We start from the raw sequence: 17819 nt of genomic DNA, 5'->3' as shown, positions 1-17819 counted from the left end.
GCGGATTAGCCAGCCAACTCGTAACAAGGTGGCGCTGTTGCCCGTGCGGGATCATGCGCCCGGGCCGTTTCCCGAACCGCGCAGATGCGCTGAACGTAGGCCGGACGCGGCTCGGCGAGAAATCCGTCCTGAAATGCGATCACCCGCAGGTGGCCCCGCACGGTGTCGAGCAGCTCGCCAGGCGCGAGCAAAAACGCCGGATTGGAGGGTTTGCCGACGCTTTCGTTTCCTTGCGCGAAGGTCTCGTAAACCAGTACGCCGCCGGGCGCGAGCGCGCGCAGCAACTGCGGAAAAAGCGGCCGGTGCAGGTAGTTGGTGACCACGACGGCGGCGAACGCCGCATCGGCCGGTAGTGGCCACGTCGCGCCTTCGAGATCGGCCACGAGAGGTGTGACGAGCGGCGCGTCGCGCAGCAGGTCGAGAGCAGCCGCGTCGCGATCGATCGCGGTGACCGGATGGCCGAGCGACGCAAAAAAGCGCGCATGCCGCCCGGCCCCCGACGCGACGTCGAGGACCGCGCCGCCCGGCGCGATCAGGTGCGCCCAGTGACGCACCCAGCGCGACGGTTCACCGAGGCCATGCAAGCCACTGGTAACGGGCGTGCTCATCGCTGCACCGCGGTGCATCGGGTGCGCATCAGTTGTACGACAGCCCCATCGCCTCACGGACGTCGCGCATCGTTTCGGTCGCGAACCGGCGTGCCTTGTCGCAGCCATCGGCGACGATCGCGCGCAACAGCGACGGGTCGTCCATGTACTTCTGCGCGCGCTCGAGCATCGGCTGCTGCTCGCGCAGAATCCCTTCGACGACCGGCTGCTTGCAATCGAGGCAACCGATGCCTGCCGAGCGGCAGCCCTTCTGCACCCACTCGTGGGTCGCTTCGTCGGTATAGACCTGATGCAACTGCCACACCGGGCACTTGTCGGGATCGCCCGGATCGGTGCGGCGCACGCGCGCGGGGTCGGTCGGCATCGTGCGGACCTTCTTCGTGATGGTTTCCGCGTCTTCGCGCAGGCCGATCGTGTTGCCGTACGACTTCGACATCTTCTGGCCGTCGAGACCCGGCATGCGCGACGCCTCGGTCAGCATCGCCTGCGGCTCGACGAGGATGATCTTGCGCGAACCTTCGAGATAGCCGAACAGGCGCTCGCGATCGCTCATCGACAGGCTTTGCGATTCCTGCAGCATCGCCCGCGCGCGTTCGAGCGCTTCGTCGTCGCCTTCCTGCTGATACGCGTTGCGCAACTCGTGATACAGCTTCGAGCGCTTGCCGCCGAGCTTCTTCGCGGCTTCGTTCGCCTTCTCCTCGAAGCCCGGCTCACGGCCGTACAGGTAGTTGAAACGACGGGCGATTTCGCGCGTCATCTCGACGTGCGGCACCTGGTCTTCACCGACCGGCACGAGCGAGCCGCGATACAGCAGAATGTCCGCCGCCATCAGCACCGGATAGCCGAGGAAGCCGTAGGTGGACAGGTCCTTGTCCTTCAGCTTTTCCATCTGCTCCTTGTAGGTCGGCACGCGTTCGAGCCAGCCGAGCGGCGTGCTCATGCCGAGCAGCAGCGCCAGTTCGGCATGCTCGGGCACCTTGCTCTGGATGAACAGCGTCGCCTGCGCCGGATCGATGCCGGAAGCGAGCCAGTCGATCAGCACGTCCCACACGTTCTTTTCGATCACTTCGGGCGTTTCGTAGTGCGTCGTCAGTGCGTGCCAGTCGACCACGCAGAAGAAGCACGGGTATTCGGACTGCAGCCGCACCCAGTTTTTCAGCACGCCGTGATAGTGGCCGAGGTGCAACGACCCGGTGGGCCGCATGCCGGAGAAGATACGGTCTGGGAACATGGTTATTTAGAAAAGCGAAACAAGTGGAGTCAGAATTGCGGTGATCGCGCTATACCCGAGCGTCACGAGTGGCCTCAACCAGAAACGCGTGAGCGTACCCGTCATCACCAGCGCCATCACGATGAAAAAGCCGTACGGCTCGAGCCGCGACAACGCGATCGATTGCTTCGGCGGCAACAGGGCCATCACCACGCGGCCGCCATCGAGCGGCGGCAGCGGAAACAGGTTCAGCACGCCGAGCACGAGATTGACGCCGACGCCCGCGCCCGCCATGCGCGTGAAAAACGGTTCGTTGACATTGATCCCCGCGAGCGCAACGCCGAACACGCCCCAGAACAGCGCCTGGATGAAATTGCACATGGGCCCGGCCGCCGCGACCCATAGGCTGCCCCAGCGCGGGTTGCGCAGATTGCCGAACGCGACCGGCACCGGCTTCGCATAGCCGAACACGAACGCGCCGCTCGTCGCGAAGTACAGCAGCAGCGGAATGGCGATCGTGCCGAGCGGATCGATGTGCCGCATCGGGTTCAGCGACACGCGGCCGAGCACGTACGCGGTGTTGTCGCCGAGCCAACGCGCGACGTAGCCGTGCGCAGCCTCGTGCAGCGTAATCGCGAAGATCACCGGCAGCGCGTACACCGCAATCGTCTGTATCAGGGAAGAATCCATAGCTCGCTATTGTAACAATGCGCTCGTGCGTGTCTGTCCGCTTTCGCTCACGACGCTCACGCCGTTTCCTCGAGACCGAACGGCGCGAGCGAGCCGCGCCCTGCCCGGACCAGCACCGGCTCCGAGCCGGTCAGATCGATTACGGTGGACGGCTCGCACACGCACGCGCCGCCGTCGATCACCAGATCGAGCTGCTTTTCGAGCCGCGCGCGGATTTCCTCGGGGTCGTTCAGCGGCTCGGTTTCGCCGGGCATGATCAGTGTCGAGCCGAGCAGCGGCTGGCCGAGCTCCTCGAGAATCGCGAGCGTGATCGCGTGATCCGGCACGCGCAGGCCGATCGTCTTGCGCGACGGATGCGACACGCGCCGCGGCACTTCCTTGGTGGCCTGCAGCACGAACACGTACGGACCCGGGGTCACCGACTTAAGCAGCCTGTACTGCCAGTTGTCCACCATAGCAAAATTGGCGAGCTCCGACAGATCACGCACGAGCAGCGACAGTAGTTGCTTTTCGTCGAGTCCGCGGATGCGCCGCAGGCGTTCGACCGCATCCTTGTCGTCGAGACGGCAGGCGAGCGCGTAGGTCGAATCGGTCGGCAAGGCGACCACGCCGCCGCCGTTGATGATTTGCACGGCCTGCTTGACGAGACGCGGTTGCGGATTGTCGGGGTGAAGCCGAAAGTATTGGGACATGGAGACTCACGATGGCGGCAGACGAACTGCGGCGGATGGGCTGCGGCGAGCAGAGCGCGTGCCGCATCCAGCCGGCCCGCGCGTGCGCCGTGCCTCTCCGGCACGGCGCGCGGTCACAGCCAGCGTTCCCAAACGGGCTTCAGATCGGCGGGTAGCGGCGGCAGTGCACCGAGTTCGATGCGGCCTTCGCCAGGCGCATGGAAGTCGGAACCGCGCGAGGCCTCGAAGCCATAGCGACGCGCGACGACCGCATATTCGCGGTACTGGTCGGGCGTGTGGCTGCCGGTCACGACCTCGATCGCCTCGCCGCCGAGGTCGATGAATTCGCCAAAGAACGCGTCGAATTCGAGTTGCGAATATGCGTAACGACCGGGATGCGCGACGATCGCGACGCCGCCCGCGGCCTGGATCCAGCCGAGTGCGTCGGCGAGCCTGGCCCAGCGGTGCGCGACGTAAGCCGGCTTGCCGTCGCCGAGATAGCGGTCGAACACTTCCTGGGTGTTTGCGCAGTGGCCGTGCTCGACCAGGAAGCGCGCGAAATGCGTGCGCGACATCATGTCGGGATTCGACACGTAATGCAGCGCGCCCTCGTACGCGTCTGGAATGCCGAGCGTGGCCAGTTGCTCGCCGATTGCTTCGGCGCGCGCGGCGCGGCCGTCGCGCGTGCGGGCGAGACCGTCGATCAGGATCTGGCTGCCCGGATCGATGCCGAGTCCGACGATGTGCACGGTGCGCCCCGCCCACGTGACCGAAATCTCGACGCCGCTCAGGTAATCCATGCCGAGAGCCTCGGCCGCGGTGCGCGCCTCGTGCTGGCCGCCCACTTCGTCGTGATCGGTGAGCGCCCACAGCGTCACGCCGTTAGCGTGCGCGCGGCGCGCGACGTCGGCCGGCGCGAACTGGCCGTCGGAAACGGTGGAGTGGCAGTGAAGATCGGCGTTCATCGTGGTCCTGGAAGGGTTCTGCGGTCATTTTACTGCAATGCAGTAAGGGGCCGCAGGGGTATCTCGCGACGCCAGTGCCGGTTGCCGGCGTGCCGCGAGGTCAAGACCAGTCAGCGCCGATCCCGCGACCTCCGGGCGACCCACGAGCGCCGTTTCAAACGTAGCTTCAGGCGCGGTGTCAGGCGCAGAACCCCTCGATCAACGCGGCGATCTGCTCCGGCTGGTCGTGATGCACCATGTGCCCCGCGCCGTCGACGATCTTCTCGCGCCAATCGGGAAACGCCTGGAAACGCGCCTTGAATTCGTCGAGCGGAATGTCGCCGGCGATCTGCGCGAGCGTCGACGAGCCGGCGGCCTCGACGTGCAGCACCTTCGCGCTGACCTTACGCCACACCGCCATCACCTCGTCGAGGCGATACAGCGTCGGGCCGCGGACCTTGTGCGCTGGATCCGCGAGCAGCATGAAGCGCCCTTCGCCATCCGGCTTCGACCAGTGCTGCGCGAGAAATTGCGCACGCCGCGGAACGAGGCGCGGATTGGTTTTGATCAGGCGGGCGGCGACCTCGTCGAGCGACGCGTAGCGCTTGAGCTGGGGTGGATCGCGCAATTCGTCGAGCCAGTTGAGCAGGCGCTTCGGCGCCTGCGCCGGATGCGATGGTGCGAGCCCGAAGCCTTCCAGATCGACCACGCGCCGTACCCGCTGCGGCCGCACGCCCGCATACAGGCACACGACGTTCGCGCCCATGCTGTGACCGACGAGGTTCACCTGGCCGTCGGGCGCGTAGTGGTCGATCAGCGCGTCGAGATCGCCGAGATAGTCCTGCACCCAGTAGCTGCCGCCGCCGCGCTCGGCGACCGGCCAGTCGGACAGACCGAAGCCGCGCATGTCGGGCGCGATCACCTGCCAGTCGCCACCGAGCGCATCGACGACGAACTGGAACGACGCGCCGACGTCCATCCAGCCGTGCAGCATGAACAGTATCCGCGCATCGGGATGGCCCCAGCGCCGCACGTGCAGCCGGACGCCGCGCGCGGCAACGAACTCAGAGCGGGATGTATTCATGAACGGCGCACCCGTAAAAAAGAATGGTCGTTCGATTATAGGAACAGCGGCGCAAGAAGTGGTAACGGTTTATTGACGCGATGCTCGGTCGTCCGTTGCCTGCATGGCTTGCTGCGCATCCTGACTCGCGAGCGCGGCGAGTTCGGCGTCGTCGAAACCAGCGTCGCGGCGCGCTTCGAAATTGAACGGGCCACGCAGTTTCGGCGCGTGATACTGGTCGGCGAGACGCAGATAGGTGTGGTGCGGATCGAGGCCGTCCGCGTCGCACAGGTGACGGAACCAGCGGTTGCCGATCAGCACGTGGCCGATTTCATCGCGCAGGATCACGTCGAGAATCGCCGCCGACGCGTGATCGCCGGCCTGCTGCAGACGCGCGCGGATCGGCGGCGACGCGTCGAGGCCGCGCGCTTCGAGCGTACGCGGCACGAGCGCCATGCGCGCGAGCACGTCGCCACGGGTGCGCTCGCACATGTCCCATAGGCCGCCGTGCGCCGGGAAGTCGCCGTACGCGTGGCCATATTCGGCGAGACGCGCGGCGAGCAGCGAGTAGTGATACGCCTCTTCAACGGCGACCTTGAGCCAGTCGGTATAGAACCCGGCGGGCATGCCGGGGAAACGCCAGATGGCGTCGAGCGCCAGATTGATCGCATTGAACTCGATGTGGGCGAGCGCGTGGAGCAGCACCGCGCGGCCCTGTGGCGACTGCATGCTGCGTCGACCGAGTTGGCGCGGTTCGACCAGTTCGGGCCGTTCGGGGCGGCCCGGCAGGCCAGCGGGCTCGGCGAGATCGAGGCCGGAGTCACAGAGCGCGCGACCGTCGAGTACCGCAGCGTACAGCTCGCGGGCCGCCGCGGCCTTCGCGGCCGGATCCCGCTCGCGCAACGCGGCGAGCGCGGCGCGGCGCGCGCACGGCGGCTCGTCGTGAGAATTCGATGCGGGAGAAGCGACAGAAACGGGCGAAGCGGCGGACGTCATGGCAAACGGATCGGCGTTGGAGGCGGTAAAGACGGCGGACAGACGGCGGCTGAGCCGCGCGCGAGCGGCCAAGCGGCTCAAGCACACAACCGTTTACAATACCCGATTCGACCAACCGGCGCGCTTTCGGGCACGCCCGTCAGTTGGCGACGCAAGACCGCCGACCTCGCACCGCGCCGGCTGCGCGCCGCCCCGCCCATGCGTGGCAACCGATCAGACCATCATCGTGCACCGGATCGGAGTCACCGAAGGCCCGGCTCTGACCAACAAGGAGACATTGTGACGATTTACAAGCTGGGCGAAGCCGCCCCGATCATTCATGAAAGCGTGTTCGTCGCGGATTCGGCGAACATCATCGGCAACGTAACGCTCGAGGAGAACGCGAGCGTGTGGTTCGGCGCGACACTGCGCGGCGACAACGAGCCGATCACGATCGGCGCCGGCAGCAACGTGCAGGAAAGCGCGGTGCTGCACACCGACCCCGGCTATCCGCTGACGGTCGAGTCGAACGTGACGATCGGCCATCAGGCGATGCTGCACGGCTGCACGATCAAGGAAGGCGCGTTGATCGGAATTCAGGCGGTGGTCTTGAATGGCGCGGTGATCGGCCGCAACTGTCTGGTCGGAGCGGGCGCCATCGTCACCGAGGGCAAGGTGTTTCCCGACAATACGCTGATCCTCGGCGCGCCGGCGAAGGCGGTGCGCGAACTGACGCAAGCGGATATCGCCAACATGCAGCGCGGCGCGGCAAGCTATGCCGGGCGCCGCGAGTATTTCAAGGCGCAGCTCGTACGCATCGGCTAGACGGCCGGCGCGCGGTGCGCAAAGGCGCGGCGTCATGCCGCGTCATTCCAGCGAGGAAAAGTTGTGAGCGACCAGTTGCAAAAATTCATGTTCAGCGCGGCGCCGGTGCGCGGCGAGATCGTTTCCCTGCGCAATACCTGGCAGGACGTCCTGACGCGCCGCGATTATCCGGCGCCCGTGCGAACGATTCTGGGCGAAATGATGGCCGCGTGCGCGCTGCTGTCGGCGAACCTGAAATTCGACGGCACGCTCGTCATGCAGATTTTCGGCGATGGCCCGGTCAAGATGCTGGTCGTGCAGTGCAGCTCGAACCTGACCATGCGCGCCACCGCGAAGCTGTCCGGCGAAGCCGCCCATACGATCGACGACACGACCTCGCTCATCGATCTGGTGAACGCGAGCGGCTACGGCCGCTGCGTGATCACGCTCGACCCGACCGCCAAGCAGCCCGGCCAGCAGCCGTACCAGAGTATCGTGCCGCTGTCGGGCGTGGACGGAGCGCTGAAGTCGATCGCCGAGGTGCTCGAGCACTATATGCCATCACTCCGAGCAGCTCGACACGCGCATGTGGCTCGCGGCGAACACCGAGCGCGCGGTCGGCATGCTGCTGCAGAAACTGCCGGGCGACGGCGGCATCGTCCCGCATCCGGGCGAGCTCGACGCGGATACGTGGGAACGCGTGTGCACGCTCGGCGGCACGCTGTCGCACGACGAGCTGCTGAAGGAAGAACCTGAGACGGTGTTCCGACGCCTGTTCTGGCAGGAAAACGTCCAGCATTTCGAGCCCGTTACCGCGCGCTTCGAATGCACGTGCTCGCGCGAAAAAGTCGGCGCGATGCTGAAGATGCTTGGCCGCGATGAAGTCGACAGCGTGATCGAGGAACGCGGCCACGTCGAGATTCACTGCGAGTTTTGTAATCAGCGCTACGAGTTCGACCCGGTCGACGTCGCGCAACTTTTCGTGGCCGGCGGACTCTCACAGGGTGTGACGCCGGCGGCCGCGCAGCGGCACTAGACCGCGCTTTCGCCGAAGCGGAGTACGTGCCCGTGAACTGATCGCGCTCTTCAACGCAAGTCCTGACCGCGCCGCCCCATGCCTCGTCACGGCTCGGGCGGCGCGTTGCTTTTGAGCGCGGCGTTGATACTTTGGAAGGATGCGGCGCTGCGCGTTGGAAGACGCTTGCTCGAGCCTCGGACCGATGGAGATTCGACCATGAAGCACACGCTTTCGTTGATCCTTGCCGTCCTCACGGGCAGCGCGGTGCTGGCCGGCTGCTCGATCGATCCGCGTGGCCCAGCGCCGATTCTGAGCCGTCTGCCGCCCGATCAGGCTGAAGCCATCAGTCATACGCAGACGCTGACACCGGAGGAACGCGCGCGCTATGACGCGATCGAGCAACAGGTCATGTTCGAACAGAATCAGACGATGGCCGCGGACGCCGCCGCGCAAGCCTGGTCGCGCTATTACTCGCGTTCGCCGCCCGTGAGGTTTTCCGCGGGCTTCTCGAGCGGCGGCTGGGGACGTGGCTGGGGAACCGGGATCGGCGTCGGGTTCGGGCCGTATTGGGGCTGGTAGGGCGAACACGGCAGCATAAAAACAAAAAAGCGCGGTTCAGGATGAACCGCGCTTTTTTTGCGCCTTCCTGCGAGGCCGATGCGAAATATCGAACCTCAGTGCACCGGCTTCTTCTGCTTCGCAGCCGCTGCCTTCCCGCCATGCTTGCGATCCGGCTTCGCGCGCGACTCCGGATTCGGCACCACATGCAGCGGCGCGGCCGACACCTCACCGCGCGTCGAGGTGTTCGCCGACGGCGTATTCGCCAACGGCAACGGCTGGTTCGGCGACACGAACTGCACGAACACTTCGCCGTCCTTGACCATGCCCATTTCGTAGCGCGCCCGCTCTTCGACCGCGGCCGTGCCATTCTGCAGGTCCTGCACTTCGCCCTGGATGCGCTCGTTGCGCAGCTTCGCGTCGGCATTCTTCTGCAGTTGCTGCGCGAGTTGTCCCTGCAACTCATGTACGCGCAGCCAGCCGCCGTGCCCCCACCAGAGCGGGTACTGGATCAACGCCAGCAGAACGATCAGGACAGCAGTGACAAGCCGCATGAAGTAAGCACAATAAATACGCGCCGCCCTGCGCTATACGCAGGGCGGCGAGGTCAATCAGAAACGAAGGATAACCGGCTCATCGATCGGCGTGAACAATCTGGCGAAGACCGCTTAGCGCAGATTGTAGAAGGCCGACTTGCCCGGGTAGCTCGCGATATCGCCGAGATCTTCCTCGATACGCAGCAGCTGGTTGTACTTCGAGATGCGGTCGGAACGCGACAGCGAACCTGTCTTGATCTGGCCGGCGTTCAGACCGACGGCGATGTCCGCGATCGTCGAGTCTTCAGTTTCGCCCGAACGGTGCGAAATCACCGCCGTGTAGCCCGCGCGCTTGGCCATTTCGATCGCCGCGAAGGTTTCCGTCAGCGTGCCGATCTGGTTGATCTTGATCAGGATCGAGTTCGCGATGCCCTTCTCGATGCCTTCCTTCAGGATGCGCGTGTTCGTCACGAACAGGTCGTCGCCGACCAGTTGGACCTTGTTGCCGAGCTTGTCGGTCAGCGTCTTCCAGCCTTCCCAGTCGCCCTCGTGCATGCCGTCTTCGATCGACACGATCGGGAACTTGTCGGCGAGGTTCGCGAGGTAGTCCGCGAATTCCGTCGACGACAGCTGCAGGCCTTCGCCCGCGAGCTGGTACTTGCCGTCGTGGTAGAACTCGCTCGCCGCGCAGTCGAGCGCGAGCAGCACGTCTTCACCGGCGCGGTAGCCTGCTTTCTCGATGGCTTGCAAAATAGTGGACAGGCATTCCTCGTTGCTGCCGAAGTTCGGTGCGAAGCCGCCTTCGTCGCCGACTGCCGTGCTCATGCCGCGGTCCGACAGGATCTTCTTCAGCGCGTGGAACACTTCGGCGCCGCAGCGCAGTGCTTCGCGGAAGCTCGGCTGGCTGACCGGCACGATCATGAATTCCTGGATGTCCAGGCTGTTGTTCGCATGCGCGCCGCCGTTGACGATGTTCATCATCGGCACCGGCAGTTGCATCGCGCCCGAGCCGCCGAAGTAGCGGTACAGCGGCAGACCGGCCTCCTCAGCCGCGGCCTTCGCGACGGCCATCGACACGGCCAGCATCGCGTTCGCGCCGAGGCGCGACTTGTTGTCGGTGCCGTCGAGCTCGAGCAGCGTCTTGTCGAGGAACGCCTGCTCGGAAGCGTCGAGACCCATGATCGCTTCGGAGATTTCCGTGTTGATGTGCTCGACGGCCTTCAGTACACCCTTGCCGCCGTAGCGGCCGGCTTCGCCGTCGCGCAGTTCGATCGCTTCGCGCGAGCCGGTCGACGCGCCCGACGGCACGGCCGCGCGCCCCATCGTGCCCGACTCGAGCAGCACGTCGCATTCGACGGTGGGGTTGCCTCGCGAATCGAGAATCTCTCGACCGATGATGTCTACGATAGCACTCATGGTTTCCTCAAAGGATGACGTTGAATTCTTTACTGTGACCTTGCATCGCGTGTCTGCCGGTCTCCCCGACAGACAGCTCGCGCGCCGATACGTTCGACGACCATTATGCGAAAACGCCGCGGGTCGATTATCGAGGACAATCGTGACACGCGGCGCACACCTGAATCAGTTGAAATCGCTTTCGAGGAACGGCCCGCGCTTGACGGCCCGGTCGAGCGTGACGAGCGTCTCGAGCAGGTCGGCCATGCGATTGAGCGGCACCGCGTTCGGCCCGTCGGACTTCGCTTGCGCCGGATTCGGGTGCGTTTCCATGAACAGACCGGCGACGCCGACCGCGACCGCGGCGCGCGCGAGCACCGGCACGAATTCGCGCTGGCCGCCCGAGCTCGTGCCCTGACCGCCCGGCAACTGCACCGAATGCGTCGCGTCGAACACGACCGGCGCGTTGGTCTCGCGCATGATCGCGAGCGAACGCATGTCCGACACAAGGTTGTTATAGCCGAACGACACGCCGCGCTCGCACGCCATGAAGCGGTCTTCGGACAGACCCGCTTCACGCGCGGCGTCGCGCGCCTTGTCGATCACGTTCTTCATGTCGTGCGGCGCGAGAAATTGGCCCTTCTTGATGTTGACCGGCTTGCCCGAGCGCGCGCACGCGTGGATGAAGTCGGTCTGACGGCACAGGAACGCGGGCGTTTGCAGCACGTCGACGACCGACGCCACCTGCTCGATCTCGTGTTCGGCGTGCACGTCGGTCAGCACCGGCAGACCGAGCTGGCGCTTCACTTCCGACAGGATGCGCAGACCTTCGTCCATGCCCAGACCGCGAAACGACTTGCCGCTGCTGCGATTGGCCTTGTCGTACGACGATTTGTAGATGAACGGAATGTTCAGCTTCGCGCAGATTTCCTTCAGGCGGCCGGCCGTGTCGATCGTCATCTGTTCGGATTCGACGACACAGGTACCGGCGATCAGGAAAAACGGCTTGTCGAGCCCGACGTCGAAATCGCCCAGTTTCATGCTTTCTCCTCGACCCTCGACTGCTGATGCGCGAGCGCCGCTTCGACGAACGACTTGAACAGCGGATGACCGTCACGCGGCGTAGACGTGAATTCAGGGTGGAACTGGACGCCGACGAACCACGGGTGCATGCTGCGCGGCAGCTCCATCATTTCCGGCAAATCCTCGCTCGGGGTACGGGCGCTAATGATGAGGCCACCGCCTTCGAGCTGGGGCACGAAACGGTTATTCACCTCATAACGGTGACGATGGCGTTCGTTCACGTCGGTGCCGTAGATCTCTTCGGCGAGCGTGCCGGGCTTGATCGGGCAGCGTTGCGAGCCGAGGCGCATCGTGCCGCCGAGATCCGACTCTTCGGTACGCTTCTCGACGCGGCCTTCGCGGTCGTACCACTCGGTGATCAGCGCGACCACGCGGTTCTTCGTTTCCTGATCGAATTCGGTGCTGTTCGCGTCCTTCAGGCCGACGACGTCGCGGGCGAATTCGATCACGGCGAGCTGCATGCCGAGGCAGATGCCGAGATACGGCACCTTCGCTTCGCGCGCATAACGGATCGCGGCGATCTTGCCTTCGGTGCCGCGACGGCCGAAGCCGCCCGGCACGAGCACCGCGTCGAGATGCTTGAGGCTCCCGACGCCTTGCGTTTCGATTTCTTCGGAGTCGATGTACTCGATGTTCACGCGCGTCGACGTATGCATCGACGCATGACGCAGCGCTTCGATCAGCGACTTGTACGACTCGGTCAGATCGACGTACTTGCCGACCATGCCGATCGTCACTTCGTGCTTCGGGTTCTGCAGCTTCTCGACGAGGTCCGACCACATGGACAGGTCCGCCGCCTTCGGCGTGAGCTTCAGCTCTTCGCAGATGATCGCGTCGAGACCCTGGTCGTGCAGCATCTGCGGAATCTTGTAGATGCTGTCCGCGTCCCACACGGAAATCACCGCGTCTTCGGGCACGTTCGAGAACAGCGAGATCTTCGCGCGCTCGTCGTCCGGAATGCGGCGGTCGGCACGGCACAGCAGCACGTGCGGCGAAATGCCGATTTCGCGCAGCTTCTGCACGCTGTGCTGGGTGGGCTTGGTTTTGAGTTCGCCGGCCGTGGCGACCCAGGGCACCAGCGTCAGGTGCACGAAGCACGCGCTGTTGCGGCCGAGGCGCAGGCTCATCTGGCGCGCGGCTTCGAGAAACGGCAGCGATTCGATGTCACCCACCGTGCCACCCACTTCGACGATCGCGACATCCGGCTCGCCGCACGTCGCAGACGCTGCGCCGCGCTCGACGAATGCCTGGATTTCGTTCGTGATGTGCGGGATGACCTGCACGGTCTTGCCGAGATAATCGCCGCGGCGTTCCTTGCGGATTACCGACTCGTAAATCTGGCCCGTGGTGAAGTTGTTGGCCTTGCGCATCTTCGTGCTGATGAAGCGCTCGTAGTGGCCGAGGTCGAGGTCGGTTTCCGCTCCATCTTCCGTCACGAACACTTCGCCGTGCTGAAACGGGCTCATCGTGCCGGGGTCGACGTTGATGTAGGGATCGAGTTTGAGGAGGGTGACTTTAAGACCGCGCGATTCGAGGATCGCGGCGAGGGAAGCGGCGGCAATACCCTTGCCGAGGGAAGATACTACGCCGCCGGTGACGAAAACATATTTGGTCATCGCTGGATGCTCGCGGGAAAAACGGATTATACCGTAAAGGATGGTCCCGACCCAGCAAAAAACGACCGACCCACGCGTGCCGAGGCCGCCTCGCATGGCAGCCGGCGCAGCGGTTTGGGGCCCGCTTCGTGCCCGCAGCACGTCAGGCGGTTCGCTCCAGTTCACGCAGCATGCGTTGCACCGCGCGCGCGGTTTCGATCGGCTTTTCCATCGGATACAGATGGCTGCCCTCGATCCACTCGACATGCCCGCCGGTCGCGCGTCGCGTCGCGTCGAGCCCGGCCTGGCGGATTTCCTTCGAGCGTGTTCCGGCGATGAACCCGACCGGCACCGGCGCGCCGCGCGCGAGCCGCGCGCCGAGCGTATGCGGCAGCGTCCGGTAGATCTGGTATTCGGTGCGACGATCGAACGCGAGCACCCGGGTGCCGTCGGGCGAACTCTGCGGAATGCCGAAGTCGATGTAGTCGGACAGCATGCGCTCGTCCCAGCGCGCGAACGCGGGCTTCGAATGGAAGTGCCGCCATGCTTCGTCACGGCTCGTCCATTGCGTGCGCCGCTTGCGCGTCGCGGCGGCGGGCGACAGCCGCTCGTCGAGCCCGGTCCATTGCGACACGCGCAGCATGCTGCTGCGCCAGCCGGCGATCACCGGCGAGTCGAGCATCACGACGCCCCTCACCCACTGCGGCTTTTTCAGCGCCGCCATCAGCGACAGATAACCACCGAGCGAATGCCCGACGAGCCACACCGGCTGCTCGTACTTGCGGGCGATGTCGTCAAGCAGTTGCTCGACCAGATGGGGCCAGTCCTGTGTGACCGGAAAGCGCGGATCATGGCCGATCCGCTCGATCGAGCGCACGTCGTAGTCGTCGGAGAGCTCGGCGAAGATCGTCCGGTAAGTCGAGGCCGGAAAGCCGTTCGCATGCGAGAAATGGATGATGTTTTTCAACTGCGGCGATCTCCGTTGTGTTTTTTACGCGTGGGCGGGTGCTTTGCCCGTGCCGCTGCTTATACCGCTGCTTGCGCCTGTTGTCTGCGCTGTTGCGCTCATCGGGCCGCGACGCGCTCAGGGCTCCATCCAGTAGCGGCGCTGCGTGTCCCGATAGCGCTCGAGCGTGAGCGCGGCGCCCTCCTCACCGCGCGCGCCCGGATCGACGTCGACCCTCACGGCGCCATCGCGATCGCTGCGCCCGAGTTCGATATGACGCGCCGCGTAGCGCGCGAACACGCCCGCATTCGGATGATGGAAGCGATTCTCGTAGCCTACCTGAAATAACGCGATGGACGGATCGATAGAGTCGAGGAACGGCTCGGTCGACGACGTTTTGCTGCCATGATGCGGCACCATCAACACTTGCGCGCGCAGCATAGCGGGATCGCGCGCGAGCAGCGCGCGTTCGGCCGGCGCTTCGATGTCGGCGGTCAGCAGGGCCGTGAAACGCGGCGCGTTCGCACCGACGAACGCCGCCGCCTGGCTTGCGTTGGTGGGCGGCAACGTGCTGACCCTCAACACGCAGCAATGCTCGTTCGCCTTGCCCGTGAGTGCCCCGACGTCAGGCCACAGGACGGCGAACTCAACACCATCCCAGTGCCAGCGCTGCCCCGCCACGCACGGCAGCGTCTGCGTGCCATGCTGGTTTGCCTTCGGCCACAGCGGATTGTCCGGCGCCAGAGCAGCCACCAGCTGACGCACCTCGATCGCATCGAAAACGGCAGGGGCGCCGCCCGCATGATCCGAATCAGCGTGACTGATCATCAGCGTATCGAGCGTCGTCACGCCTTGCGCCCGCAGGAACGGCACCACCACGCGCTCGCCAGCGTGGCTCGATTCCGGACCGGGACCCGCATCGAACAGCAAGGCGTGATGCGCGGTCTGCACGAGCACCGACGAGCCCTGCCCGACATCGAGCGCAGTCAGACGGAACGCGCCTGATGGCTCGGCGAGTGCGCCGCTTGCGCTGGGCATCAGCAGCGGCAGCCACGACAGCGGCGCCGCCCAGCGCAGGGGCCAGCCGCGCGGCGCGAGACACCACAGCACACCGAGCGCCGCCGCGGCCAGCGCCCACGCATGCGGCTGCGGCAGCCACCACAGCGTCCAGCGCGGTCCCGACGCCAGTTGCAGGCCGGCCGCGAGACCATCGAGCAGCGTGTGCGCGGCGCGCCACGCGAACGCATCGAGCGGCGCGGGCAATGCGACGCCCGCGAGCACCGTCGGCGTGACGAGCAGGCTCACCCAGGGAATCGCGAACGCGTTCGCGAGCGGACCGGCGAGCGGAATTTGCGCGAACCAGTAGGCGGTCAGCGGCGCCAGCGCGACCGTCACCGCGACCTGCGCGTGAGCGGCGCTGCGCAACCGTTCGGCGAGCGCGCGCAAACGCCGGATCGACACGGGACGCGCCGCGCTGCCCTCCTCGTCTTCATGATGACGGGACGCCAGTGGAACCCGCACGCGCGGCCGCCCCGACATCGCCAACAGGATCGCGCCGACTGCGCAAAACGACAGCCAGAATCCGGCCGACACGACCGCCCAAGGATCGACCAGCAGCACGAGCCCGAGCGCCCACGCGAGCACCGTGGAGCGCGCTAGCTGCCGGCCGCCGACGAACGCCAGCGCGACGAGCGCGGCCATCCACAGCGCGCGTTGCGCTGGCACGTTGAAGCCCGCGAGCGCGGCATGCAGTGCGGCGAACATCGCACCCGCCGTCACGCCGACGAGCTGCGCGGGCAAGCGCAGCGGCCAGTTGCGGCCGAGCCACCCCGACCGTCGCCAGATTGCCGCCGCGAGCCAGCCGGTCAGCCCCGCGACCAAGCCGAGATGCAAGCCCGAAATCGCCACCAGATGACTCGTGCCGGTGCCGCGCATCAATTGCCAGTCGGCGGGGCTCACTTCGTCCTGCGCGCCGATCGCGAGCGCGACGACGATGCCGCGATGCGGCGCATCGGCAAGCACCGTGTCGATACGCGCACGCAATCCGGCGCGCCAGCGGTCGACCAGCACGGCGAGCCCGCGCGCGTGACCGGTCAGGCGCCGCGCATGGTCCGGCACGCTCACGTAGCCGGTCGCGCGGACGTTGCGCGCGAGCAGACTCGCCTCTGCATCGCGCACGCCGAAATTCGCGTTGCCGTGCGGGCGCTTCAGGCGCACGGTCAGACGCCAGCGTTCGCCCGGTTCGAGCCGCGGCGCCGCGGCGTTGCGCGCGATCCAGGCTAGCTGGATCACGCGCGGGAAAGCGGCGAGCCGCGCACCGTTCGTATCGACGTCGAACAGGAAGCGCGCGCCTTTGTCGTCACGCGTCGGCAATCCCTTGATCGTGCCGACCACCTCGATATCGCGCCCTTCCCACTCGTGCGGCAGGCTCACCGCGAGCCGCGTTTGCGCGCGCACGGCCGCGTAGCCGAAGCCGACGCAGATCGCCGCGCACCACACCGCGCTCCAACCGGCCACCCGCCGCATGCGAGCGTCGCGCCATACGCGGCTAGCGAGCTGGTGCGAGAAGCCCCGCTCGTATTCGCGCTGGAGCGCCGCACCGGCCGCATCTGCCGCACCTGCCGCACCTGCCGCACCTGTAACACCCGCCGCCGCAGCCGCTCCGCCGCCACGCAAACCCCACACCGCAACGCCGGCCGCCGTGCAGCCGAGCAGTATCAACGCGCACCATGCGCCTGTATCCGGCAACACCGCCTGTCGCTGCAGCCAGACCACCCCCAACGCAAATCCACACCAGACCGCCCTCATCCGCCCTCCGTACCCGCTGGCGCCGGGCCTCGTCACTGCGCCAGCGAACGGGCAGCAGCGAGCCCGCCGGGCGTGGGGATCGCCCGACGCGAACCCTTTCGATCAACGGAATCGATTATGCAGAGGAAAGCGCGAGTCGCGGCAGCGCGGCGAGCGCGTTAGCCGTTGTGCCAAGGGCGGCTGCGTCGGAAGTGACACCGCGCAGTCGCGCGAGGCTCGCGCCGATCGCCGGAATCTGCTCGGGTGAATTGCGCTGCCTGTACATCCACGACGGCGCGATATCGGGCGCGTCGGTCTCGACGACCAGCGCATCGAACGGCAGTTGTTCCGCGAGTCGCCGGATCTGCCGGGCGCGCTCGAACGTGAGGTTGCCGCCGAACCCAAGATGCATGCCCTGATCGATGTACGCCTGCGCCTGCTGGAAACTGCCATTGAACGCGTGCGCGATGCCGCGATGAATCTGATGCCGGCGCAGCCCTTTGATCACCTGATCCTGCGATTTGCGCACATGGCAGATGACCGGCAAATCGAATTCGCGCGCGAGCTGCAACTGGCCGTTGTAGAAAAACTGCTGGCGCGCATCGTCGAGGCCGTCGACGAAATAGTCGAGCCCGATCTCGCCGATGCCGACGAAGCGCGGATCGTCGAGACTCGCCTCGATCTCCATGCGCAACAGGTCGAGGTCGGCATCGACGGCGTGCGGCGTGAGGAGCGGATGAATGCCGAGCGCGTACGCGCCGCCGTCGACGCGATGCGCGAGCTCGCGCACCGCCGCGAAGTTCTGTCGCCCGATCGCCGGAATCACGATGCGCGACACCCCCGCATGGCACGCGGACGCCGCAACCGCATCACGGTCGGCGTCGAATTCCGAAGCGTCGAGATGGCAGTGCGTGTCGATCCACATGGGTTATCTCG

At 65.9% G+C, this 17819-nt stretch carries 16 protein-coding genes and 1 pseudogene; 3 read left to right on the top strand and 14 right to left on the bottom strand.

From position 1 onward, the window contains the following. Positions 1 to 5 precede the first annotated feature (5 nt). The 7 genes from OKW38_RS26045 to OKW38_RS26015 all read right to left on the bottom strand — a co-directional run bounded on the left by OKW38_RS26045 (position 6) and on the right by OKW38_RS26015 (position 6182). Complete coding sequence (locus tag OKW38_RS26045; RefSeq protein ID WP_090800746.1) at positions 6 to 608, bottom strand: class I SAM-dependent methyltransferase; 603 nt, start codon at positions 606 to 608, stop codon at positions 6 to 8. A gap of 28 nt (positions 609 to 636) precedes the next feature. After that, positions 637 to 1839: a tryptophan--tRNA ligase gene (locus tag OKW38_RS26040; protein ID WP_090800748.1), complete on the bottom strand. Its 1203-nt coding sequence runs from the start codon at positions 1837 to 1839 to the stop codon at positions 637 to 639. A gap of 6 nt (positions 1840 to 1845) precedes the next feature. Continuing rightward, positions 1846 to 2508 carry a site-2 protease family protein gene (locus OKW38_RS26035; RefSeq protein WP_429363668.1) on the bottom strand — a complete coding sequence of 221 codons (663 nt, stop codon included), beginning with the start codon at positions 2506 to 2508 and terminating at the stop codon, positions 1846 to 1848. 56 nt (positions 2509 to 2564) lie between these two features. Then, on the bottom strand, positions 2565 to 3200 hold the full coding sequence (locus OKW38_RS26030; RefSeq protein ID WP_090800752.1) for an L-threonylcarbamoyladenylate synthase: 636 nt from the start codon (positions 3198 to 3200) through the stop codon (positions 2565 to 2567). 113 nt (positions 3201 to 3313) lie between these two features. Then, positions 3314 to 4144 carry a 3',5'-nucleoside bisphosphate phosphatase gene (locus OKW38_RS26025; protein WP_429363666.1) on the bottom strand — a complete coding sequence of 277 codons (831 nt, stop codon included), beginning with the start codon at positions 4142 to 4144 and terminating at the stop codon, positions 3314 to 3316. A gap of 178 nt (positions 4145 to 4322) precedes the next feature. Beyond that, the gene (locus tag OKW38_RS26020; RefSeq protein ID WP_429363664.1) at positions 4323 to 5207 is read right to left on the bottom strand and encodes an alpha/beta fold hydrolase; all 885 of its coding nucleotides are present in this window, start codon (positions 5205 to 5207) and stop codon (positions 4323 to 4325) included. A gap of 69 nt (positions 5208 to 5276) precedes the next feature. Beyond that, the gene (locus tag OKW38_RS26015; protein WP_429363819.1) at positions 5277 to 6182 is read right to left on the bottom strand and encodes a ferritin-like domain-containing protein; all 906 of its coding nucleotides are present in this window, start codon (positions 6180 to 6182) and stop codon (positions 5277 to 5279) included. A 279-nt stretch (positions 6183 to 6461) separates the two neighbouring features. Between OKW38_RS26015 and OKW38_RS26010 the strand changes: the two genes are divergently transcribed. The 3 genes and pseudogenes from OKW38_RS26010 to OKW38_RS26000 all read left to right on the top strand — a co-directional run bounded on the left by OKW38_RS26010 (position 6462) and on the right by OKW38_RS26000 (position 8562). Further along, a complete protein-coding gene (locus OKW38_RS26010) occupies positions 6462 to 6986 on the top strand; it encodes a gamma carbonic anhydrase family protein (RefSeq protein WP_184048896.1) in 525 nt (174 codons plus the stop codon). A gap of 63 nt (positions 6987 to 7049) precedes the next feature. Further along, a pseudogene (hslO, locus tag OKW38_RS26005) lies at positions 7050 to 8001 on the top strand (Hsp33 family molecular chaperone HslO). Between the two features lie 198 nt (positions 8002 to 8199). Further along, positions 8200 to 8562 (top strand): hypothetical protein, encoded by a 363-nt coding sequence (locus OKW38_RS26000; RefSeq protein WP_090800761.1) that lies wholly within the window; start codon positions 8200 to 8202, stop codon positions 8560 to 8562. 95 nt (positions 8563 to 8657) lie between these two features. On the opposite strand, the gene ftsB is transcribed toward OKW38_RS26000, so the two are convergent. The 7 genes from ftsB to OKW38_RS25965 all read right to left on the bottom strand — a co-directional run bounded on the left by ftsB (position 8658) and on the right by OKW38_RS25965 (position 17808). Further along, entirely contained in the window at positions 8658 to 9095 is a 438-nt protein-coding gene (gene ftsB / locus OKW38_RS25995) for a cell division protein FtsB (RefSeq protein ID WP_429363663.1), read from the bottom strand. A 114-nt stretch (positions 9096 to 9209) separates the two neighbouring features. Then, on the bottom strand, positions 9210 to 10493 hold the full coding sequence (gene eno, locus OKW38_RS25990; protein WP_018417543.1) for a phosphopyruvate hydratase: 1284 nt from the start codon (positions 10491 to 10493) through the stop codon (positions 9210 to 9212). Positions 10494 to 10658: 165 nt separating this feature from the next. After that, positions 10659 to 11513 (bottom strand): 3-deoxy-8-phosphooctulonate synthase, encoded by an 855-nt coding sequence (kdsA, locus tag OKW38_RS25985; RefSeq protein ID WP_090800765.1) that lies wholly within the window; start codon positions 11511 to 11513, stop codon positions 10659 to 10661. Then, positions 11510 to 13171 (bottom strand): CTP synthase, encoded by a 1662-nt coding sequence (locus tag OKW38_RS25980; protein WP_184022401.1) that lies wholly within the window; start codon positions 13169 to 13171, stop codon positions 11510 to 11512. The genes kdsA and OKW38_RS25980 overlap by 4 nt, the downstream gene beginning before the upstream one ends. A 142-nt stretch (positions 13172 to 13313) precedes the next feature. Then, positions 13314 to 14117 carry an alpha/beta fold hydrolase gene (locus OKW38_RS25975; RefSeq protein ID WP_184022399.1) on the bottom strand — a complete coding sequence of 268 codons (804 nt, stop codon included), beginning with the start codon at positions 14115 to 14117 and terminating at the stop codon, positions 13314 to 13316. Between the two features lie 117 nt (positions 14118 to 14234). Next, positions 14235 to 16904 (bottom strand): DNA internalization-related competence protein ComEC/Rec2, encoded by a 2670-nt coding sequence (locus tag OKW38_RS25970; RefSeq protein WP_429363661.1) that lies wholly within the window; start codon positions 16902 to 16904, stop codon positions 14235 to 14237. A gap of 115 nt (positions 16905 to 17019) precedes the next feature. Continuing rightward, on the bottom strand, positions 17020 to 17808 hold the full coding sequence (locus OKW38_RS25965) for a TatD family hydrolase (RefSeq protein ID WP_429363660.1): 789 nt from the start codon (positions 17806 to 17808) through the stop codon (positions 17020 to 17022). Positions 17809 to 17819 lie beyond the last annotated feature (11 nt).

The organism is Paraburkholderia sp. MM5496-R1 (assembly GCF_050436205.1).
Classification (GTDB): domain Bacteria; phylum Pseudomonadota; class Gammaproteobacteria; order Burkholderiales; family Burkholderiaceae; genus Paraburkholderia; species Paraburkholderia tuberum.
Note: the sequence above shows the minus strand (reverse complement) of the source record. Positions and strands in the feature narration are given on the sequence as shown.